The organism is Piscinibacter gummiphilus (genome assembly GCF_002116905.1).
GTDB classification, from domain to species: Bacteria; Pseudomonadota; Gammaproteobacteria; order Burkholderiales; family Burkholderiaceae_C; genus Rhizobacter; species Rhizobacter gummiphilus.
In genome coordinates this window covers 6,360,030-6,379,464 of the sequence record NZ_CP015118.1, presented here as the reverse complement: position 1 = coordinate 6,379,464, position 19,435 = coordinate 6,360,030, and the positions used below count along the sequence as shown (strand labels likewise).

The following is a 19,435-nucleotide window of genomic DNA, read 5'->3' as shown; positions in this document are numbered from 1 at the left end:
CCCGGCCGCGACAGGATCGCTCTGTCTGGCAGAGCGCGTGTTCCGCGAGGTTCAGAGCCGCGCGGCCAGCCGCGTCCCCTGCGCGATGGCCCGCTTCGCGTCGAGCTCGGCCGCCTCGTCGGCTCCGCCGATCACGTGGGTCGACACCCCCGCGGCCCGCAGCGGTTCGAGCAACTCGCGCAGCGGCTCCTGCCCGGCGCACAGCACCACCGTGTCGCACTCGATCAGCGTGCCGTCGCGCCGGTCCTCGCCGAAGGTGACGAACAGGCCCTGCGGTCCGATGCGCTCGTAGTTGACGCCGCCGATCATCTCCACCGACTTCATCGCGAGCGCCGCCCGGTGGATCCAGCCCGTGGTCTTGCCGAGGCCCTTGCCCAGCTTGCCGGCCTTGCGCTGCAGCAGCGTCACCTGGCGAACCGGCGGTTCGGGCGCGGCGCGCACGACGCCGCCCCGCACCGTGGCCGGGTCCGCCACGCCCCATTCGGCCTGCCACGCGGCCAGGTCCAGCGCGGGCGAGTGGCCGGGGGGCGTGACGAGGTACTCGGCCACGTCGAAGCCGATGCCGCCGGCGCCCACGATCGCCACGCGCGGGCCCACGTGGCGGCCGTGCAGCAGCACGTCGACGTAGCTGAGCACGTTGGGGCCGTCGCTCCCCGGGATGCGCGGGTCGCGCGGCCGCACGCCGGTCGCGAGCACCACGTCGTCGTAGCCGCCCGCGGCCAGCCGCTCGGCATCCACGCGGGTCTCGAGGAACACCGACACGCCGGTCGCGGCGAGCCGCCGCGTGAAGTAGCGGAGGGTCTCGACGAACTCCTCCTTGCCCGGCACGCGGCTGGCCATGTTGAACTGGCCGCCGATGGCGTTGGCGGCCTCGAACAGGTGCACGTCATGGCCCCGTTCGGCGAGGGTGGTGGCGGCCGCGAGCCCCGCCGGGCCCGCGCCCACGACGGCCACGCGCTTCTTCTTCACGGCGGGCGCGATCACGAGCGTCGTTTCGTGCCCGGCCCGCGGGTTCACGAGGCACGAGGCCAGCTGCGCCTTGAAGGTGTGGTCCAGGCACGCCTGGTTGCAGGCGATGCAGGTGTTGATGTCGGCGCCCTCCCCCCGCGCGGCCTTGTTGACGAACTCGGCGTCGGCCAGCAGCGGGCGCGCCATGCTGACCATGTCGGCGCAGCCGTCGGCGAGGATCTCCTCGGCCACCTCGGGCGTGTTGATGCGGTTGCTGGTGATCAGCGGGATGGTGACACCCGCGGCGTGCAACTCGCGCCGCATCTTCTGCGTGACCCACGCGAACGCGCCGCGCGGCACGCTCGTCGCGATGGTGGGCACCCGCGCCTCGTGCCAGCCGATGCCCGTGTTGATGATCGTGGCGCCCGCGGCCGCGATGGCCTTTGCGAGCTGCACCGCCTCAGGCCACGAGCTGCCGTCGGGGATCAGGTCCAGCATCGAGAGGCGGTAGATGAGGATGAAGTCGGGGCCGGTCGCCTCGCGCACGCGGCGCACGATCTCGAGCGCGAGGCGCATGCGGTTCTCGTAGGCGCCGCCCCACTCGTCGGTGCGGTGATTCGTGTGCGTGACGAGGAACTGGTTGATCAGGTAGCCCTCGCTGCCCATGATCTCGACGCCGTCGTACCCCGCGTCGCGCGCGAGCGAGGCGCAGCGCACGAAGGCGCGGATCTGCCGCTCGATGCCCCGTGCGCTGAGTTCGCGTGGCGTGAACGGCGAGATGGGCGACTGGAGGCGCGACGGCGCCACGCACAGCGGGCTGTAGCCGTAGCGGCCCGTGTGCAGGATCTGCAGCGCGATCTTGCCGCCCTCGGCGTGCACCGCGTCGGTCACCTGCCTGTGGCGTCTCGCCGCGCCCGAGGTGGCCAGCGTGCCGCCGAAGGGCTTCACCCAGCCTTCGATGTTCGGCGAGAAGCCTCCCGTCACCATCAGGCCCACGCCGCCCCGCGCCCGTTCGGCGAAGAAGGCCGCCATGGCCGCGAAATGCCGGCGGCCGTCTTCCAGGCCGGTGTGCATGCTGCCCATCAACACGCGGTTCCTCAGGGTCGTGAAGCCGAGGTCCAGGGGGGCGAGGAGGTGGGGGTATGGGGTCATCTGCAAAGACTGTCACCGAGTGGGGGCATTGTGCGCAATCGCAAGATGGACGGAACTCATGGCTTGTGCGGTGTCGTACAGGGTTCACGTCAGGAGGATTTGCCGTGAAGCATTGGATCAGGACATCCTTGACCGTGGCCGGCCTGCTCGGGGCCGGCGCCCTCGCCCACGCGCAGGTGGTCACCCCCGCGTCGAAGTCCGTCGTGCAGCAGCGCCGCTGGCAGGCCGCGCTCGACGCGTTCGCCGCGGAAGACCGCGCCCACGCGCCGCAGCCCGGCGGCGTGTTGTTCGTGGGCAGTTCGTCCATCCGCCTGTGGGACACGCTCGAGGCGCAGTTCCAGGGCGTGCCCGTGATCAAGCGGGGTTTCGGCGGCTCGCGCCTCGCCGACTGCGCCGAGCGGGTGCCCGAGCTCGTGCTGCCCTACAAGCCGCGCCTGGTGGTGCTGTACGCGGGTGACAACGACCTCGCCGAGGGCCGCTCGCCGCGCGAGGTGGTGGAGAGCCTGAAGGCCTTCGTGGACGCCGTGCACACCTCGCTGCCCGACACCCGCATCGCCTACGTGTCGATCAAGCCCAGCCCGCTGCGGGCCGCGCTGATGCCGCAGGTGCGCGAGACCAACGACCTCGCGCGCGCCTACCTGGCGACGGACACCGACCTCGCCTACGTCGACGTCTTCAGCGCCATGCTCGACCCGGCCGGCCAGCCCCGCAAGGACCTGTTCCTGCCCGATGCGCTGCACCTCAACGCGGCGGGGTACTCCGTGTGGCGCGAGGCGCTGTCGGCCGTCGTGCGGTGAACCACTGCTGGAAGCGCGCCACCGCGTAGAGCACCGCGAAGCTCACGCCGAGCACCACGGGGTCGATCCACGGGGCGCGGCCCGGCCGGCTCTCGCCCACGAGCGCGAGCGCCACGAGCGCCAGCATCAGGTGCACGCAGAACACCGTGAGCGACGCGGCCCCGAACACCTCGAGGAACCGCAGCCGCGGCAGGTGCTGCTTGAGCCACGGGGCGAAGTGCATCGCGAGGATCATCAGCGCGAGGAAGTCGAGCAGCCGCAGCGGGCCCAGGTACCACTTGTCGAACAGCAGGTTGAGGGTCGCGTGGTCGCCGAAGGGCACCTGGCCCACGGCATGGCGCCACACGAAACACACGGCCGCGAACACCGCGGCCACCGCCACCATCGCGCGCGGGAACGGCGGGGCACGGCCGGGGCGCGTGGCGGCCGTCGCGCCCATCCACAGCCCGAGCACCCAGAGGAACTGCCACGCGAGCATCGCGAACGAGCCGGTCTCCTCCGGCGGAATGGCGAGGTCGGTGAGGTCCACCGCCTGCGCGTAGAGCCACCCGCCGAAGCCGAACTGCGAGACGAACCACAGCAGCAGGCTGCCGAGGAGGATGCCGGTCCAGCCCTGGTGCAGGCCGTGCATCAGCAGCACCGGGCTCGCCAGCATGAAGACGATGTACATCGGCAGGATGTCGAGCAACGGCGGGTTGTAGAGCAGCAGCGCCGCGCCGAACACCGCGGCCACCGGGTCCTGGCGGAAGAACGACGTGAGGTTGCCGATGGCCGTCTCGTCGGTGAAGAGGTCGATGAACCCCACTACGGTGAAGAGGAACACGAGCAGCGCGGCTTGGCACGCGTAGATCTTCAGCGCACGGCGCAGGAAGGCCTCGCGCATCTCGGGCAGGCCGTCGCGCCGGGCGCGCAGCGTGTAGACCATGCCGGCCATGTAGCCCGACAGCATCACGAAGCCCTCGGCCGCCGACACGTGGCCCAGCGGCTGCCCGAGCGGATTCGCCACCGCCGTGGGGAGGTGCGTGAGGGTCATCAGCACGAGCATCAGCCCGCGCAATGCGTCGAGTTCCCAGCGGCGGGTCATGGAGGACGGGGTGAGTCCTCCTTCCGCGGCAACCCGCGTGCCCGCGTCAGCGGGCCACGTCGCGGAGTGCGGCCACGAGCCGGTCGACATCGGCTTCCGAGTGGGCGGCCGACAGCGACACGCGCAGCCGCGCGGTGCCGTCGGGCACGGTGGGCGGGCGGATGGCCGGTGCCCAGATGCCGCGTTCGCGCAGCGCGGTCATGGCGGCGAGCGCTTCCGCGTTGCCGCCGATGATCAGCGGCTGGATCGCGGTGAACGACTCGGGGTGCTCCCAGGGCAGGCTGGCCGTGCCTTCGCGCAGCCGCGCGATCAGGCGCGTGAGGTGCTCTCGCCGCCAGCCTTCCTCGCGGATCACCTTCACCGACGCACGCAGCACCTCGGCGACGAGCGCCGGCGTGGCCGTGGCGAAGATGTAGCTGCGCGCGCGCTGCATGATCCACTCGACGAGGGTGGCGTGGCCGGCCACGAACGCGCCGGCACTGCCCGCGGCCTTGCCCAGCGTGGCCATGTAGACGAGGCGTGGCGAGTCGATGCCGAGGTGGGCCGCGGTGCCGCGGCCGTCCGGGCCCAGCACGCCGAAGCCGTGGGCGTCGTCGATCATCAGGAACGCGTCGTGGCGTTCGCACAGCACCATCATCTCGCGCAGCGGGGCCACGTCGCCGTCCATGCTGAACACCGCGTCGGTGACGATCAGCTTGCGGCGTGCGGTGCTGCCCTCGAGCGCACGCGCGAGCGCGGCGAGGTCGTTGTGCGGGTACACGTGGGTCTCGGCACGCGAGAGCCGCACGCCGTCGATCAGGCACGCGTGGTTCAGCGCGTCGGAGAACACGGCGTCGCCGCGGCCGACGAGTGACGGGATGATGCCGATGTTCGCGACATAGCCCGAGCCGAAGTACAGCGCGCGCTGGTGGCCGGTGAACTCGGCGAGTTCGCGTTCGAGCGCCTCGTGCGCGTCGCTGTGGCCGCTGACGAGCGGCGATGCACCCGCGCCCACGCCGTACTTCGCCGCGCCGCGCTGCGCCGCCTCGACCAGTGCGGGGTGTTGCGAGAGGCCCAGGTAATCGTTGCTGCAGAACGCGAGCACGTTCTGCCCGGCGACGCGCAGGTGCGCGCCCTCCACCGCCTCGACGGCGGGACGCTTGCGGATCAGGTGGGCCGAGGCGAGTTGGGCGAGGTCGTGTTCGAAGGCGGCGAGCGGGTCGGTCATCGGAAGCAGTGGAGCGGGCAATCCGGCATCTTAGGCGCGTCCGGCCTCCGGGCGCCACACGACCTGTTCCGGGCGAGGGGTGTTCATGCGTGGCACGTCGGCCCATGGCAGCGCGCCGAGTCGGTCGCTCAGGTAGGCGATGTTGTCGTCGGCCGCGGACATCGCCGGGTCGATGCGGTTGGTGACCCAGCCGGCGAGCTTCAGCCCGCGCGCGCGGATGGCTTCGGCCGTCAGCAGCGCGTGGTTGAGGCAGCCCAGGCGCAGGCCCACCACCATCACCACCGGCAGGCCCAGGCGCTGGGCCAGGTCGGCACCGGTCTGGGTGTCGTTCAGCGGCACGTGGAAGCCGCCGGCGCCCTCCACCACCACCACGTCCGCGAGCGCGGCGAGCTGGCGGTAGCGGTCGGCGAGCAGGTCGAGGTCGATCACCTGGCCGGCCGCGCGGGCCGCGAGGTGCGGCGACATCGGCAGTGGCAGGCAGTACGGGTTGTCGAGTTCGCGCGGCACCGCCACCGAGCCCGCGGCGCGCAGCGCGACGGCGTCCTCGTTGTCGGGGCCGTGCGGCGTGTCCACGGTGCCCGCGGCCACCGGCTTCATGCCGACCACCCGCGCGTGGGTCTTGCGCAGGTGGTGCACGAACGCGCAGCTGACGAGGGTCTTGCCGACTTCGGTGTCGGTGCCCGTGACGAAGAAGCTCATGCCAGGGCCTCCTCCAGCGCCTTCAGCGAACCTTCGGCGAGTTGCGCGGATGCCGCCTCGTCGATCACGTACGGCGGCATGAAGTACAGCGTGGACCCGATGGGCCGCAGCATCAGGCCGTGCCCGAGCGCGGCGGTGTAGAAACGGCGCGAGAACGCCGGGTCCGCGGTGTCCACGTCGAACGCCCACAGCATGCCGAGTTGGCGGAAGGTCTTCACGCGCGCGTGGTTCGCGAGCGGTTCGCACAGCGCCGTGAGGCGCGCCGCGGTGGCGCGGTTGCGCGCGAACCAGTCTTGCTGGTCGAAGATCTCCAGCGTGGCGAGCGCCGCGCGGCACGCCAGCGGGTTGCCGGTGTACGAATGCGAGTGCAGGAAACCGCGGGCCGTGCTGTCGTCGTAGAAGGCGGCGTAGAGGTCGTCGGTGCACAGCACGGCCGACAGCGCCATCGTGCCGCCGGTGAGGCCCTTCGACAGGCACACGAGGTCGGGCACGATGCCGGCCTGCTGGTGCGCGAACATCGTCCCCGTGCGCCCGAAGCCCACGGCGATCTCGTCGGCCACGAGGTGCACCTCGAAGCGGTCGCACAGGTCGCGTGCCAGGCGCAGGTACTCGGGGTCGTGCATCGCGATGCCGGCGGCGCACTGCACCAGCGGCTCGACGATGAACGCGGCCGTCTCGTGGTGATGCAGTTCGAGGTACGCCTCGAGCGCGCGGGCGCAGTGGCGTGCGTGGTCGACGGCGGAGACACCGGGCGCGGCCAGGCGCGCGTCCGGGCTCGGCACGACCGCGCTCACGCGCACGAGCGGGCCGTAGGCTTCGCGGAACAGCGGGATGTCGGTGACCGACAGCGCCCCGGCCGTTTCACCGTGGTAGCCGTGTTCGAGGCCGATGAAGCGGCACTTCTCGGCGCGGCCGCGGTTGCGCCAGTAATGCGCGCTCATCTTCAGCGCGATCTCGGTGGCCGCGGCGCCGTCGCTCGCGTAGAACGCGTGGCCGAGGCCCGTGAGGGCCGCGAGGCGTTCGGACAGCGCGACCACCGGCTCGTGCGTGCAGCCGGCCAGCATCACGTGCGACAGCGTGCCGAGCTGCTCGGTGAGCGCCTGCACGATGTGCGGGTGGTTATGCCCGAAGAGGTTCACCCACCACGAGCTGATGCCGTCGAGGTAGCGGCGGCCGTCGGTGCCGACGAGCCAGGGCCCCTCGGCGCGGGCGATGGGCAGCAGCGGCACGGTCTCGTGATGCTTCATCTGGCTGCAGGGGTGCCAGACCGCCTTCAGGCTGCGTTCGGTCAAGGGGCTCATCGCTGCACCATCCCATCGCGGTAGACCTCGAAGATCAGCATCAGCGGCGACTCGGGCGTGACGACGCGGTAGCAGCGGCTGGCCCGCGTGTCGGGCAGGCCCACGCGGGACCACAGCGCCTGGGCGACGTCGGCGGACCCGGGCATGCCCTCGCGCTGCACGAACAGCTTGCCGAGCAGGTGGCCCACCGGCGCCTGGCCGGCGTCGAGGCCCGACAGGAACCAGTCGGGCACGGCGTCGAGGCGCGTGTACGACAGGTTGTCCATCATCACGCGGCCGTGCGCGTGCAGGCTGGTGACCCGCTCCAGCCAGCGGTCGCCGCCGAGCTGCTCGCGCACGGCCACGGGCACGTCGGTGGTCTGCCGCTGGTGGTGCAGCTGCACGGTGACGGGACGCTGGGCCAGCGCCTCGCACACCCGCGTCGTGGATCCGTCCAGCGCCAGCAGCGCCCGCAGCAGCGGGGCGTGACGCGGGTCGGAGGGGAAAAGTTGTCGCTCTACACTCATGCGCCCAGGATCTCGTGTTGCCGAAGTTGACGCCCAGGATCGTACCCCTTGACCTCACCGCGTCGCCGCAGGCGGTGTGCGCGCGCCTGCGCGGCCGCGGCGACGCGGTGCTGCTGGAAAGCAGCAAGGCGATGCCGGGATTGTCCGGCTGGTCCTGCGTGGCCGGTCCGCCGGTGGCCACGCTGGAGACCGGGGAACAGGAGACGACGCTGCGCCGCGCCGACGGGGTGCTGCTCGACACCTGGCGCGACCCGTTCGACGCCTTGCGCGCGGTGCTGGGCCGCATCGCCCACGGCGTGCCGCATGCGGTGCCGTTCGCGGGGGGCCTCGCCGGGTTCATCGGCTACGACCTCGCTCGCCACGTCGAGCGGCTGCCCGTGATCGCGGCGGCCGACCCCGCCCTGCCCCGGCTGCGCCTGCACCTGTGCGACCACGTGCTGGCCTACGACCACGCGGCGGACCGCTGGTGGGACGCCACCACGCACTGGGACTGGACCGGTGCCGCCGGCCGCGAGGCCGTGTGGGCCGAGACCCGCGAGCGCGCCGCCGGACCGGACCCCGCGCCCGGCGCCTTCCAGGCGGCGCCGCTCGTCTCGCGCACGCCGCCGGCCACGTACCTCGCCGACGTGCAGCGGGTGCTCGACTACATCGCCGCGGGCGACATCTTCCAGGCCAACCTGTCGCACCGTCTCGAAGGCGCGTTCGACGGCGACCCCTGGGCGCTCTACACGGGGCTGACCGCGGCGAACCCGGCGCCGTTCTCGGCCTACCTGGAGAGCGCGGACCTCGCGATCGCGAGTGTCTCGCCCGAGCGTTTCCTCAAGCTGTCCGGCCGCGACGTGGTGGCCCGTCCGATCAAGGGCACGCTCGCGCGCGGCGCGGACCCCGCGGACGACGAGGCCCGCCGCGACCACCTCGCCGCCAGCGTGAAGGACCGCGCCGAGAACGTGATGATCGTGGACCTGATGCGCAACGACCTGGGCCGCGTCGCCGACACCGGCAGCGTCGCGGTCGAGCGCCTGTTCGAGATCGAGCCGCACCCGAGCGTCTGGCAGATGGTGTCGACCATCCGAGCCCGCCTGCGCGAGGGCCTGGGTGCCGCCGATCTGCTGCGTGCCTGCTGGCCGCCCGGCTCGATGACCGGGGCGCCGAAGGTGCGGGCGATGGAGATCATCGAGTCGCTGGAGCCCGTGCGGCGCGGCCCGTACGCGGGGGCCATCGGCTACCTCGACGCGTCGGGCGCGATGGACCTGTCGGTGGTGATCCGCACCGCGGTGATCGCCGGCGGGCGGGTGATGGTGCAGGTGGGCGGTGCGGTGGTGGCCGACTCGCTGCCGCAGTCCGAACTCGACGAGACCTTCGCGAAGGGGAGGCTGCTGGTCGAGGTGCTGTCCGGGCGGATCAGCGCGGCTTGACCGCCGCCGGCGCGTCGCAGGCCACCTGCGGCTCGATGGCCTCCTGCTTCACGAGCGCCACGTCGAACTTGTCGGGCGTGCCGGTCACGTGCAGCGAGCGGTCGAGCGAGAGTGGCGCCGTCTGCTTCGGCCGTGGCGTGAGCAGCAGGTCGACGTGGCGTTTCGCGAGGTCGACGCGGCCGCGGCCGTCGATGCGGGTCTGCGCCGTGTCCAGCAGCAGCGGGAAGACCTCGCCCTGCCCGTCCTTCAGCTGGACGTCGGCACGCGCGCACAGGATGGGCACGTCCGCCGGCCCGCCCATCGCGGCCCGCAGCAGCTTGCCGCCGTTCAGCGCGAGGCGCGCGTCGAGGCCCGCCGACAGCCGGCCGCCCTTGAGCAGCGCGGTCGCACGCCCGGTGGCGTTCGCGAGCAGCGTGCGGGCCGAGGCGCCGTGGCTCGTGAGCTTGAACTCGCCCGAGACCGGGCCCGTGGCCTCGCCGTCGTCGGGCAGTGGCGGCAGCAGCTGTTCGAGCCGCAGGTTGCGCCACGCGAGTTCGGCGCGCAGCGTGGCGGGCCGCTGGCGCGTGTCGTAGACCGCGAGGCCCTGGGCCTGGCCGCCCGCGAGCTGCCACTGCACCGGCGACAGGTCGAGCAGGCCGTCGTCGAGGTGGGCCTTCACGCGCACCTGGCTGAGCGGGGGCAGGCCGGACACGTGCAGCGATCGCACGAGCAACGTCACCTCGCCGTCGAAGTCGCGCAGCGGCGGGGAGTCGTCGTCGGCCTTCCCGCCCTCCGACGGGGCGGAGGGTTGTTCGCGCTCGGGCCACACGTCCTCGATGCGGGTGGTGCGGCTCGTCAGCGTCGCCTCGAGGTACGGCCGGTCGGCATGGGCGTTGTAGTGCAGTTCGCCGGCCACGTCGGATGTCCCGACGTCGGCGCGCACGTCGGTGAAGTGCCACTGGTCCGTGGCCTTCGACAGCCGCGCACGGGCCGTGTACGCCGCCGTCTCGGGCCAGGCCTGGGGCAGCAGGCGGCGCACGTCGGCGAGCGACGGCCCCGACAGGGTCAGGTCGGCCTCGACCCCGTCGAGCTTGAACAGGTCCGTGACCTGCCCGTCGGCGTCGAGGCGGGTCTTGCCGGACTGGCCGTGGCCGCGCAGCGAAAAGGCCTCGCCGGTCTCCAGGAAGGTCAGCACGCGGGACGTGTCGGCCGAGCCGGTGAACGGGGCCTCGCGCCAGGTGCCTTCGAAGGCGATGCGGCTCGTGAGCGGTGCGGCCGCGGGCGGCAGGTCGGTGGCGGCGGTGCGCACGTCGAGGCCGATGCCCTCGTGGGCGAAGCGCAGCCGGCTCTGGTGGGCTTCCAGGCGCAGGAACTTGAACTTGCCGGGACCGCGGTCGTCGGGGTTGCGCAGCCGCCAGTTGCGCAGGCCGTCGGCGCGGCGTTCGAGCGACACGTCGGCGTCGACCAGCAGCAGGTGCGAGACGACGGGGCGGCGTTCGATGAGGCTGCGCCACGCGAACGTGAAGGCCACCTCCCCCGCCTTCGCGAACGGCTTGCCGGCGGTGGCGCGGGCCCAGGGGGCGTTGTCGATGTGCAGGTCGCGCAGGCGCACCGTGGGGTCGAGCCCACGGTCGAACGCGACGTGGAGGTCACCGATGTGCACCGCGCGGCCGGACTGTTCGGCGAGGTGCCGCTCCAGCGGTCCCCGGAACCAGTTCCAGTCCCACGCGAAGGCGAGCCCGGCGACGGCCGCGGCCAGGCCCAGGAAGGTCAGGGTTTTCGGGCCGGGACGGGTCATGCCCTAGTGTGTCATGCGCAGGTTCCTGGCCCGGGTCTCCACCCACAGGTACGCGGCACTCGCCACCGCCAGCGGCACGAGGTAGTACAGAGCGCGGTAGACGATCAGCGTGGCGAGCAGCTGGTCGGCGTGAATGGCCGGCGACAACAGGGCCACGAACACCGCCTCCAGCACGCCGAGCCCCGCGGGCACATGGGCGATCACGCCGGCCACGGCGGCCGCGAGCAGCACGCCCAGCACGGCCGCGTACTCGACACGGCCCTGCAGCAGCACGAACACCACGCCGGCGATCAGCATCCAGTTCACCATCGACACCGCCAGCTGCAGCAGCGCGAGGCGGCCGGACGGCAGGATCACCTCGTGCCCGCGCACCGTCCACCGGCGCCGCTTCAGCGTGGCGCAGGCCAGCAGGTAGGCCGCGGCGACACCGAGCAGCAGGAAGCCGAGCCACTGCAGGTCGCCCGACTCGATGGGCCAGGTGGGTGGCACGGGGATCGGGTGCAGCAGGAACACGAGGCCCGCGAGCACCAGGTAGCCGAGCCAGTTCGTCAGCATGCTCACGGTGAGCACGCGCGTGACCGCCGCACCCCCGAGGCCCAGCCGCGCATAGAGGCGGTAGCGGAACGCGATGCCGCCCACGAGCGCGCCGAAGTTCAGGTTGAAGGCGTAGCTGATGAAGGTCACGAGCATCACGCGGCCCGTGTGCAGATGGTGGCCGGTCAGGTGGCGGCCGAACAGGTCGAAGGTGCTGTAGAGGACGTGGCTGCCGGCGGCGAGCAGCGCCCCCAGCAGCAGCACCGGCACGGGCAGCTCGGCCATCGACACGCCCACCGCGCTCCAGTCGATGGTGCGGGCCTGGCGCACGAGCAGCCAGGCGACCAGGGCGAAGAACGCGAACGCGAGGCCCCGCTTCGCCACCGGCCACCAGGTCCGGTGTGGCGCGTGCGGGTGGCGTGCGGCGGCGGTCTGCATGTCAGCGCGACTCCGCGGACTCGGTCGCGTGGGTCATGCCGGCGAGGTTCGCGATCGAGGGGGTGTCGGGCTCGGGCTTCGGCACCACCACCTTGGGCACGTGCGCCGGCAGCCAACCCGCCCAGGCGGGATAGCGGCGCAGGAAGTGGAAGACGAAGAAGCTGCGCACGATGTGCCAGGCGTTGCGACGCGGCAGCCGGTCCGCCGTGACCTGCGTGCAGGCGTGTTCCATGAGGTACTCGAGCCGCTCGCGCAGGTGCTGGTTGAAGCCGCGGTCGCGGATCACGACGTTGGCCTCGAGGTTCAGCGACAGGCTCAACGGGTCGAGGTTGCTGGAGCCCACGGTGGACCATTCGTCGTCCACCAGCGCCACCTTGCCGTGCAGCGGGCGCTTGCAGTACTCGTGGATCTCGACACCGGCGCGCTGCAGGTGGTCGTACAGCATCGCCGCGGCCATCTTGACGATGGGCATGTCGGGTTCGCCCTGCAGGATCAGGCGCACGCGCACGCCGCGGCGGGCCGCCTTGCGCATCTCCTTGAGCAGCCGGTAGCCGGGGAAGAAGTACGCGTTGGCGATGATGACGTCCTTGCGGGCCGAGCGGATCGCCGCGCGGTAGTGCCGTTCGATGTCGGTGCGGTGCGACTGGTTGTCGCGCGTGACGAACAGGGCGCTGGCCGTGCCGGGCTCCGGCTGCGGCGCATCACGGTGCAGGTGCGGGCGGCGCTGGTACCACCGACGCTGGCCGTCGTCGGGCACCGCGATCGCGTTGCGGGCGAAGGTGCGGATCTCGGCGACGACGGGGCCTTCGATCCGCACCGAATAGTCCTGCTTGGCCTGGGGGCCGAAGTCGGCGAGGTGGTCGGCCGAGTAGTTGATGCCGCCCACGAACGCGATGGTCTCGTCGACCACGACGATCTTGCGGTGCATGCGGCGGAACACGTTCGTGCGCATCCCGAGGACACGCGGCTTCGGGTCGAACGCGCGGAAACGCACGCCGGCATCCGTCAGCGCGGCGATGAAGGCGGGCGTCAGCTCGGACGAGCCGAAGCCGTCGACCAGCACGTCCACCGTGACGCCCCGCTTCGCGGCGTCGATCAGCACCCGCTGCAGTTCGTTGCCCACCTTGTCCTCGAACCAGATGAAGGTCTCGAGCACCACCTCGCGCCGCGCGGCACGGATGGCGTCGAACACGGCCGGGAAAAATTCCTCGCCGTTTTCGAGCAGCCCGAAGCGGTTGCCCTGGGTCCAGCGCGAGTTCACAGCGCGATCTCCGCGGCGAGCGGTGCGTGGTCGGACAGGTGCGACCAGGGCTTGCGCGGCAGCACGAACGGCGCGTGCACGCGCGCGTTGCGCACGTAGATGCGGTCCAGCTGCAGCACGGGGAAGCGGGCGGGGAAGGTGCGGGCCGACTTGCCGGTGGCGCGCACGAACACCTCGTGCAGGCCCGCGCCCTTCTCGAGGATGCGGTGGGCGTTGCGCCGCCAGTCGTTGAAGTCGCCGGCGACGAGCAGCGGCGCGTCGTCGGGCACCTCGGTGCGGACCATCTCGCAGAGCATGTCCATCTGCTTGCGGCGGTGGGCCTCCTGCAGGCTCAGGTGCACGCAGATGGCGTGGATCTGGGGCTTGTCCTCGCGCCCCGGCACCTTCATCACGACGTGCAGCAGGCCGCGCCGTTCCGGACCGCCGATGGAGACGTCGCGGTTCTCGTGGTGGACGATCGGGTACTTCGACAGCACCGCGTTGCCGTGGTGCCCGTGCGGGTACACGGCGTTGCGGCCGTACGCGAACTGCGGCCAGATCGAGTCGGCGAGGAACTCGTAGTGTGGCGCTTCCGTCCAGTTGGTGAAGCGTTCGGCGTGCCGCATGTGGGTGCCCTGCACTTCCTGCAGGAACACCACGTCGGCCGAGACCGCCCGCACCGCCTCGCGCAGCTCGGGGAGGATGAAGCGTCGGTTCAGCGCGGTGAACCCCTTGTGGGTGTTCACCGTCAGGACCTTGAAGGAGAAATCGGTCGACGGTCGGGCCGCCGACGGAGGGTTCTGGCTCATTCCCCGAGTTGTACCGATTCGGCCGGTCCGGGGCTGTAGGAAAACGCCGAGGGCCGATGCAGGCCCACGGCGCGCCCCTCATCGGGGCATCAGACGAGCCCTTCGGCCTTCAGCGCCTCACCCACCGCGGGGCGTGCGCCCACTCTCGCCATGAAGGCCAGCAGGTTGGGCAGTTCGTCCGTGGAGATGCCCACGTGTTTGGTCCAGTTGACCACCGTGTAGAGGTAGGCGTCGGCCACCGTGAAGGTGTCGCCGGTGAGGTACTGCTTGCCGGCGAGCTGGCCGTCGACCCACTTGAGGCGGTGGGCGATCCAGCCCTTGAGCACGTCCTTGCCGTCGGCGGGCATGGTGGGCGTGAACAGCGGGCCGAACGACTTGTGCAGCTCGCTGGTGATGTAGTTGAGCCACTCCTGCACGCGGTAGCGCGCCATGGTGCCGGCGGGCGGCACGAGCTGCTTCTGCGGCACCTGGTCGGCGATGTACTGGACGATCACGGGGCCTTCCGTCAGGCGCTCGCCGTTGGCGATCTCGAGGACGGGGACGGCCCCCTTCGGGTTGATCGAGTAGAAGTCGGTGCCGTCGTCCATCTTGTGCGTCTTGGTGCTGGTGCGCACCAGGTCGAAGGCGAGGCCGGACTCGCGCAGCACGATGTGGGGGGACAGCGAACACGCGCCGGGGCTGTAGTAGAGCTTCATGCGGACTCCATCGGGACGGGGAAGACCGACATTAGAACGCCGCGGGCGACCATGCAATCCGTTTGAGCGATGGCATCAAACCAGCCGCCTTCCAATCGCCGCCCGCGGACCTACATTGAACCCATGAACACCTCTACCCCCACCCTCGTTTCGTTGACCCAGTCCCGCACCGTCGAACGGCAGGTGCGAGGCCAACCCACCTCCGACGGCGACGGCGTCAAGCTGACCCGCGTGCTGACGCAGCCGCTGCAGCGCCGGCTGGACCCGTTCCTGATGCTGGACGCCTTCGGCAGCGATGCCGCGAGCGACTACATCGGCGGCTTCCCGACGCACCCGCACCGCGGCTTCGAGACCGTCACGTACATGCTGGCCGGGCGCATGCGCCACCAGGACAGCGTGGGCAACGTCGGCCTGCTCGAACCGGGCAGCCTGCAGTGGATGACGGCCGGCCGGGGCATCCTGCACTCGGAGATGCCCGAGCAGGAAGAAGGCCGCATGGCCGGCTTCCAGCTGTGGGTCAACCTCGCCGCGAAGGACAAGCTGACCGCGCCGGGCTACCAGGACGTGCCGCCCGCGGACGTGCCGTTCCTGACGCTGGACGACGGGGTCACCGTGCGCGTGCTGGCCGGTGAGACCCGCGGCACCCGCGGGGCCGTGACACGCCCGACGACCGAGCCGCTGTACCTGGACGTGACGCTGCCCCCGGGCACGTCGTTCGAGCAGCCGATCCCGGCGACGCACAACGCGTTCGTCTACGTGTTCGGCGGCGCGGCCGACGTGGCGGGCACGCGGGTCGAGACCGACCGCATGGCGATCCTCGCGAACACGGCGGGCGCGGACGGCGTGCGCGTCGACTCGGCGTCGGACGAGCCGGTGCGGGTGCTGATCGTGGCCGGCAAGCCGCTGAACGAGCCCATCGTGCAGTACGGTCCGTTCGTGATGAACACCGAGGCCGAGATCCACCAGGCCTTCCGGGACTTCCAGTCGGGCGCGCTGGCGACGTGAACGGCATCGGCTAACCTTCGGGCTCCTTCCGAGCCTGGAGCCAGCCGATGCCCCGTCAAGTCCTCGACGAGACCCGAATCCACCCCGCGGTGCGCGACCAGGTCGCGAACCTGAACGCCGACATCGTGCACAACGTGCAGGCGGCCGCGGGGTCGAACCCGGTGCTCGTCGTCGGCATGGCGATGAACCCCGAGTGCCGCAAGGCGCGGCGCGCGCTCGACGCGGCCGGCGTGAGCCACCAGTACCTCGAGTACGGCAGCTACTTTTCCGAATGGCGCCGGCGCAACGCGCTGAAGATGTGGACGGGCTGGCCCACGTTCCCGATGGTGTTCGTGAAGGGCAGCCTCGTGGGCGGCAACGCCGACCTGCAGCGCCTGATCGACAGCGGCGAGCTGAAGCGGCTGCTGGGCGCCTGAGCCCGATGCGAGCCCTGTCGCGCGCCCTCGCTGGCCTCGCTCTGCTGGCGGGTGCCCTGCCCTCCGCGCAGGCGCAGCTGCAGCCGTGCCGCATCGACGGCCACCGCTTCGAGGTGATGTGCGGTTCGGTGCGCCGCCCGCTCGACCCGGCCCGGCCGGACGGCCCCGCCATCGACGTGCGCTACGTGGTGGTGCCGGCGCTCGCGCGGCGCAAGTTCGACGACCCCGTCTTCCTGATTCCCGGCGGTCCGGGGCAGAGCGCTTCGTCGGTGCTGTCCCAGGTGCTGCCGCTGTTCCAGCGCCTGAACAACCGGCGCGACATCGTGTTCGTGGACCAGCGCGGGACCGGCCGCTCCGAGCCGCTCGACTGCGAGGACCCGCGCCACCAGGCCGTGGCCGACCAGACCGACCCCGACCGCCAGTTCCGCCAGCTGATGGCCTGCCGCGACCGCCTCGGCGCCCGAAAGAACCTCGGCGGTGTCGACGGCCTGAAGTTCTTCGCCACGCCCCTCGCGATGCAGGACCTCGACGCGGTGCGGGTCCAGCTGGGCGCCGAACGCATCAACCTCGTCGGCGCGTCCTACGGCACCCGCGCGGCGCTCGACTACCTCCGCCAGTTCCCGCGCCACGTGCGCCGCGTGGTGCTCGACGGCGTGGCCCCGCCCGACATGGTGCTGCCGGCCAGCCAGTCGCTCGACAGCCAGGCCGTGCTCGACGCGCTGCTGGAGGCCTGCGCCCGCGAGCCGGGCTGCGCGGCCGACTTCCCGAACCTGCGCGAGGACTGGGCGAAGCTGCTGTCGGGCCTGCCCCGGCCGGTCGAGGTGGCCCACCCGCTCACCGGACGGCCCGAGCGCCTCACGCTCACGCGCGAGATCGTGCTGTCGACGGTGCGGGGCGCGCTGTACGCGCCGGTGTTGTCCTCCGCGTTGCCGGCTGCCCTGCACGACGCCGCGGCGGGGCGCCTGGAAGGGCTCATGGGCCTCGGCAGCAGCCTGTTCTCGGGCAAGGCTGGCACCATCGCCGCCGGCATGCACTTCTCGGTGGTGTGCGCGGAGGACGTGCCCCGCCTCGCCGGCCACGCCGAGGGCCGCGGCAAGGACTTCGGCGACGGCCAGCTGCAGCTGTACCGCCGCGTGTGCGCCGAATGGCCGCGCGGCGAGGTGCCGCCGGCGTTCTACACCGTGCCGCCGAGCCCGGCGCCGGTGCTGCTGCTGAGCGGCGGCCTCGACCCGGCCACGCCGCCCCGCCATGCCGAACGGGTCGCCACGGCGCTGGGATCGAACGCGCGGCACGTGGTGGTCGACAACGCCGGGCACGGCCTGCTGTCGCTCGGCTGCCTGCGCGACGTGTGGTTCCGCTTCATCGACGCGCCCGACGACGCCACCGCGCTGCGCGTGGACACGTCCTGCGCGAAGGGCGTGCCGCGGCCCCCGGCCCTGCGCCCCGTGCGCCTGCCCGCGGAGGCGAAGCCATGATCCGCGTCGAACACCTCGTGAAGAACTTCCCCGCGCCACGCCGCTTCCTGCGCCCGGCCGCCGGGCCGGTGCATGCGGTCGTCGACGTGAGCTTCACCGCGCCGGACGGGCACATCCTCGGGCTGCTGGGTCCGAACGGCGCGGGCAAGACCACGTCGCTGCGCATGCTCGCCGGCCTGATCGAACCCGACGGCGGCCGCATGGCGGTGGACGGCATCGACGTGAAACGCGACCCGCGCGGCGCCATCGCACGCATGGGCGTGCTGAGCGATGCGCGCGGCCTGTACCCGCGCCTCACGGCCCGCGAGAACATCGTGTACTTCGGCCGGCTGCAGGGCATGACCCGCGACGCCGCCGAGGCGCGCGCGGCCGAACTCGCGCGGGTGCTCGACCTGACGCGGCTGCTGGACCGCCGCACCGACGGCTTCAGCCAGGGCGAACGCATGAAGACGGCGCTGGCCCGCGCGCTGGTGCACGACCCGGCGAACATCGTGCTGGACGAACCCACCAACGGCCTCGACGTGATGGCCACGCGGGCGCTGCGCGAAACGCTGCACCACCTGTGCTCGCCGGAGGGCGGGGGCAAGTGCATCGTCTTCTCGACACACATCATGCAGGAGGTGGAGCGGCTCTGCGACAGCGTCGTGATCGTCTCGCACGGGCGCACCGTGGCCTCGGGCACGGTGGACGAGCTGCTCGCGTCCACGCTCGAGACCGACTTCGAGGAAGCGTTCGTCGCCCTCGCCTACCCCGGGGAGGCCGCGCCATGAAGGCGGTGTGGACGGTGTACTGCAAGGAGATCGTCGACGCGCTGCGCGACCGGCGCACGTTGATGGTCGTGCTGGTGTCGAGCGTGCTGCTCGGGCCGCTGGTGCTGATCGCGCTGTCGGGGCTGCTCGCGCAGTTCGAGACGCAGGCGGAGAAGCGCGTGGTGGTGGTGGACGGCATCGAACACGCGCCCACGCTGCGCAACTTCATCGAACGCCAGACCTACGCCATCGAGGCGCCGCCGGCGGACTACGAGGACCGGCTGCGGCGCTCGAAGTTCGGCGAACCCGTGCTCGTCGTGCCGGAAGGGTTCGAGGACGCGCTGCTGCACGGCGACCAGCCCGTGCTGGAGCTGGTGTCCGACAGCGGCAACCGCCAGGCCGAGGCCGGCGCGGCGCGGGTGCGCCGGCTCGTCGAGGGCTTCTCGCGCGAACGCGGGCTGCTGGCGCTCGCGCTTCGGGGCGTGTCGGCCCAGGTGCTGGAACCGGTGGACCTCGCCGGGCGCGACCTCGCGAGCCAGCAGTCGCGCGCCGCGCAGCTGACGTCGATGCTGCCCTTCTTCGTGCTGATGGCCGTGCTGTACGGCGCCCTCAACGCCGCGCTCGACACCACGGCGGGTGAACGCGAGCGGGGTTCGCTCGAGCCGCTGCTGGTGCTGCCCGCGCCGCGCTGGGCCCTGGTGCTCGGCAAGTGGGCGGCGGTGGTGTCGGTGTCGGTGCTGATCGCCGTGCTGAGCTGCTTCAGCTTCCTGCCCGCGCAGTGGCTGCTGCGCAGCGACACGCTGCAGGCGCTGTTCCAGTTCGGCGCGGTGGAGGCGGCCTGGTTCGTCGCGGTGCTGCTGCCGCTCGCCTGTGCGCTCTCGGCGCTGCTGATGGCCGTGGCCATCCGCTGCCGCACCTTCAAGGAGGCGCAGGCGAGCACGTCGGTGCTGCTGCTCGTGGTGTCGATGCTGCCGCTCGTGACCGTCTTCAACCAGGACGGCGAGGCGCCCTGGCACCGGTGGGTGCCCGCCCTCGCCCAGCACGCGCTGATGACCCGCGTGCTCAAGGGCGAGGCGCTCTCGTGGGAGCTGATGGCCGTGCCGGCCGGCGTGTGCGTGGTGCTGGCCGGCGTGGGCGTGCTGGCGGTGTCGCGGTCCCTGCGCGGGGCCTCGCTGCGCTGAAGCCGCG

The 19,435-nt window shown here is 71.9% G+C and carries 18 protein-coding genes; 7 read left to right on the top strand and 11 right to left on the bottom strand.

All coding sequences use genetic code 11. From position 1 onward, the window contains the following. Window positions 1-51: 51 nt before the first annotated feature. A complete protein-coding gene (locus A4W93_RS29260) occupies window positions 52-2,100 on the bottom strand; it encodes an NADPH-dependent 2,4-dienoyl-CoA reductase (protein WP_085753967.1) in 2,049 nt (682 codons plus the stop codon). Window positions 2,101-2,234: 134 nt separating this feature from the next. On the opposite strand from A4W93_RS29260, the gene A4W93_RS29255 reads away from it, so the two are divergent. After that, entirely contained in the window at window positions 2,235-2,897 is a 663-nt protein-coding gene (locus tag A4W93_RS29255; protein ID WP_237357646.1) for an SGNH/GDSL hydrolase family protein, read from the top strand. Here A4W93_RS29255 and opgC read toward each other — a convergent pair. The 5 genes from opgC to A4W93_RS29230 are packed head-to-tail and all read right to left on the bottom strand — an operon-like array spanning window position 2,842 to window position 7,694. Beyond that, window positions 2,842-3,981, bottom strand: a complete 1,140-nt coding sequence (gene opgC, locus A4W93_RS29250; RefSeq protein WP_085753965.1) for an OpgC domain-containing protein — start codon at window positions 3,979-3,981, stop codon at window positions 2,842-2,844. The two genes, A4W93_RS29255 and opgC, sit on opposite strands and share 56 nt — an antisense overlap. Window positions 3,982-4,027: 46 nt before the next feature. Continuing rightward, complete coding sequence (gene bioF / locus A4W93_RS29245) at window positions 4,028-5,188, bottom strand: 8-amino-7-oxononanoate synthase (protein ID WP_085753964.1); 1,161 nt, start codon at window positions 5,186-5,188, stop codon at window positions 4,028-4,030. 30 nt (window positions 5,189-5,218) lie between these two features. Further along, window positions 5,219-5,887, bottom strand: coding sequence for a dethiobiotin synthase (gene bioD, locus A4W93_RS29240; protein ID WP_085753963.1), 669 nt, complete (start codon window positions 5,885-5,887; stop codon window positions 5,219-5,221). Beyond that, the gene (gene bioA / locus A4W93_RS29235; protein ID WP_085753962.1) at window positions 5,884-7,188 is read right to left on the bottom strand and encodes an adenosylmethionine--8-amino-7-oxononanoate transaminase; all 1,305 of its coding nucleotides are present in this window, start codon (window positions 7,186-7,188) and stop codon (window positions 5,884-5,886) included. The genes bioD and bioA overlap by 4 nt, the downstream gene beginning before the upstream one ends. Continuing rightward, window positions 7,185-7,694 carry a chorismate--pyruvate lyase family protein gene (locus A4W93_RS29230; RefSeq protein WP_085753961.1) on the bottom strand — a complete coding sequence of 170 codons (510 nt, stop codon included), beginning with the start codon at window positions 7,692-7,694 and terminating at the stop codon, window positions 7,185-7,187. The genes bioA and A4W93_RS29230 overlap by 4 nt, the downstream gene beginning before the upstream one ends. Before the next feature lie 17 nt (window positions 7,695-7,711). Here A4W93_RS29230 and pabB point away from each other — a divergent pair, with 17 nt between their 5' ends. Further along, window positions 7,712-9,109, top strand: coding sequence for an aminodeoxychorismate synthase component I (gene pabB / locus A4W93_RS29225; RefSeq protein ID WP_157782246.1), 1,398 nt, complete (start codon window positions 7,712-7,714; stop codon window positions 9,107-9,109). Here the strand turns inward: pabB and A4W93_RS29220 are convergent. From A4W93_RS29220 to gstA, 5 genes are all read right to left on the bottom strand, one after another. Next, entirely contained in the window at window positions 9,096-10,886 is a 1,791-nt protein-coding gene (locus A4W93_RS29220) for an AsmA family protein (RefSeq protein WP_085753959.1), read from the bottom strand. The two genes, pabB and A4W93_RS29220, sit on opposite strands and share 14 nt — an antisense overlap. A 3-nt stretch (window positions 10,887-10,889) precedes the next feature. Further along, window positions 10,890-11,858, bottom strand: coding sequence for a lysylphosphatidylglycerol synthase domain-containing protein (locus A4W93_RS29215; RefSeq protein ID WP_085753958.1), 969 nt, complete (start codon window positions 11,856-11,858; stop codon window positions 10,890-10,892). A gap of 1 nt (window position 11,859) precedes the next feature. Continuing rightward, window positions 11,860-13,119, bottom strand: a complete 1,260-nt coding sequence (gene clsB / locus A4W93_RS30580; protein WP_085753957.1) for a cardiolipin synthase ClsB — start codon at window positions 13,117-13,119, stop codon at window positions 11,860-11,862. Further along, on the bottom strand, window positions 13,116-13,907 hold the full coding sequence (locus tag A4W93_RS30575; protein WP_085753956.1) for an endonuclease/exonuclease/phosphatase family protein: 792 nt from the start codon (window positions 13,905-13,907) through the stop codon (window positions 13,116-13,118). Before A4W93_RS30575 ends, clsB begins: the two co-directional genes overlap by 4 nt. Window positions 13,908-13,996: 89 nt before the next feature. Then, window positions 13,997-14,602 (bottom strand): glutathione transferase GstA, encoded by a 606-nt coding sequence (gene gstA, locus A4W93_RS29200; RefSeq protein ID WP_085753955.1) that lies wholly within the window; start codon window positions 14,600-14,602, stop codon window positions 13,997-13,999. Window positions 14,603-14,725: 123 nt separating this feature from the next. On the opposite strand from gstA, the gene A4W93_RS29195 reads away from it, so the two are divergent. From A4W93_RS29195 to A4W93_RS29175, 5 genes are read left to right on the top strand one after another with little or no spacing between them, the layout of a single operon-like run. Next, a complete protein-coding gene (locus tag A4W93_RS29195; RefSeq protein ID WP_085753954.1) occupies window positions 14,726-15,607 on the top strand; it encodes a pirin family protein in 882 nt (293 codons plus the stop codon). 47 nt (window positions 15,608-15,654) lie between these two features. After that, on the top strand, window positions 15,655-16,023 hold the full coding sequence (locus A4W93_RS29190) for a glutaredoxin domain-containing protein (protein ID WP_085753953.1): 369 nt from the start codon (window positions 15,655-15,657) through the stop codon (window positions 16,021-16,023). 5 nt (window positions 16,024-16,028) lie between these two features. Further along, window positions 16,029-17,498, top strand: a complete 1,470-nt coding sequence (locus A4W93_RS29185; protein WP_085753952.1) for an alpha/beta hydrolase — start codon at window positions 16,029-16,031, stop codon at window positions 17,496-17,498. Further along, the gene (locus tag A4W93_RS29180; RefSeq protein WP_085753951.1) at window positions 17,495-18,268 is read left to right on the top strand and encodes an ABC transporter ATP-binding protein; all 774 of its coding nucleotides are present in this window, start codon (window positions 17,495-17,497) and stop codon (window positions 18,266-18,268) included. Before A4W93_RS29185 ends, A4W93_RS29180 begins: the two co-directional genes overlap by 4 nt. Further along, window positions 18,265-19,428: an ABC transporter permease gene (locus A4W93_RS29175; RefSeq protein ID WP_085753950.1), complete on the top strand. Its 1,164-nt coding sequence runs from the start codon at window positions 18,265-18,267 to the stop codon at window positions 19,426-19,428. The genes A4W93_RS29180 and A4W93_RS29175 overlap by 4 nt, the downstream gene beginning before the upstream one ends. Window positions 19,429-19,435: the final 7 nt, after the last annotated feature.

What these genes read in the sequence shown, in the direction of transcription:
- A4W93_RS29260 (WP_085753967.1), bottom strand. Translation starts at nt 2,100, where the DNA reads ATGACCCCATACCCCCACCTCCTCGCCCCCCTGGACCTCGGCTTCACG.
- opgC (WP_085753965.1), bottom strand. Translation starts at nt 3,981, where the DNA reads ATGACCCGCCGCTGGGAACTCGACGCATTGCGCGGGCTGATGCTCGTG.
- bioF (WP_085753964.1), bottom strand. Translation starts at nt 5,188, where the DNA reads ATGACCGACCCGCTCGCCGCCTTCGAACACGACCTCGCCCAACTCGCC.
- bioD (WP_085753963.1), bottom strand. Translation starts at nt 5,887, where the DNA reads ATGAGCTTCTTCGTCACGGGCACCGACACCGAAGTCGGCAAGACCCTC.
- bioA (WP_085753962.1), bottom strand. Translation starts at nt 7,188, where the DNA reads ATGAGCCCCTTGACCGAACGCAGCCTGAAGGCGGTCTGGCACCCCTGC.
- A4W93_RS29230 (WP_085753961.1), bottom strand. Translation starts at nt 7,694, where the DNA reads ATGAGTGTAGAGCGACAACTTTTCCCCTCCGACCCGCGTCACGCCCCG.
- A4W93_RS29220 (WP_085753959.1), bottom strand. Translation starts at nt 10,886, where the DNA reads ATGACCCGTCCCGGCCCGAAAACCCTGACCTTCCTGGGCCTGGCCGCG.
- A4W93_RS29215 (WP_085753958.1), bottom strand. Translation starts at nt 11,858, where the DNA reads ATGCAGACCGCCGCCGCACGCCACCCGCACGCGCCACACCGGACCTGG.
- A4W93_RS30575 (WP_085753956.1), bottom strand. Translation starts at nt 13,907, where the DNA reads ATGAGCCAGAACCCTCCGTCGGCGGCCCGACCGTCGACCGATTTCTCC.
- gstA (WP_085753955.1), bottom strand. Translation starts at nt 14,602, where the DNA reads ATGAAGCTCTACTACAGCCCCGGCGCGTGTTCGCTGTCCCCCCACATC.
- A4W93_RS29195 (WP_085753954.1), top strand. Translation starts at nt 14,726, where the DNA reads ATGAACACCTCTACCCCCACCCTCGTTTCGTTGACCCAGTCCCGCACC.
- A4W93_RS29190 (WP_085753953.1), top strand. Translation starts at nt 15,655, where the DNA reads ATGCCCCGTCAAGTCCTCGACGAGACCCGAATCCACCCCGCGGTGCGC.
- A4W93_RS29185 (WP_085753952.1), top strand. Translation starts at nt 16,029, where the DNA reads ATGCGAGCCCTGTCGCGCGCCCTCGCTGGCCTCGCTCTGCTGGCGGGT.
- A4W93_RS29180 (WP_085753951.1), top strand. Translation starts at nt 17,495, where the DNA reads ATGATCCGCGTCGAACACCTCGTGAAGAACTTCCCCGCGCCACGCCGC.
- A4W93_RS29175 (WP_085753950.1), top strand. Translation starts at nt 18,265, where the DNA reads ATGAAGGCGGTGTGGACGGTGTACTGCAAGGAGATCGTCGACGCGCTG.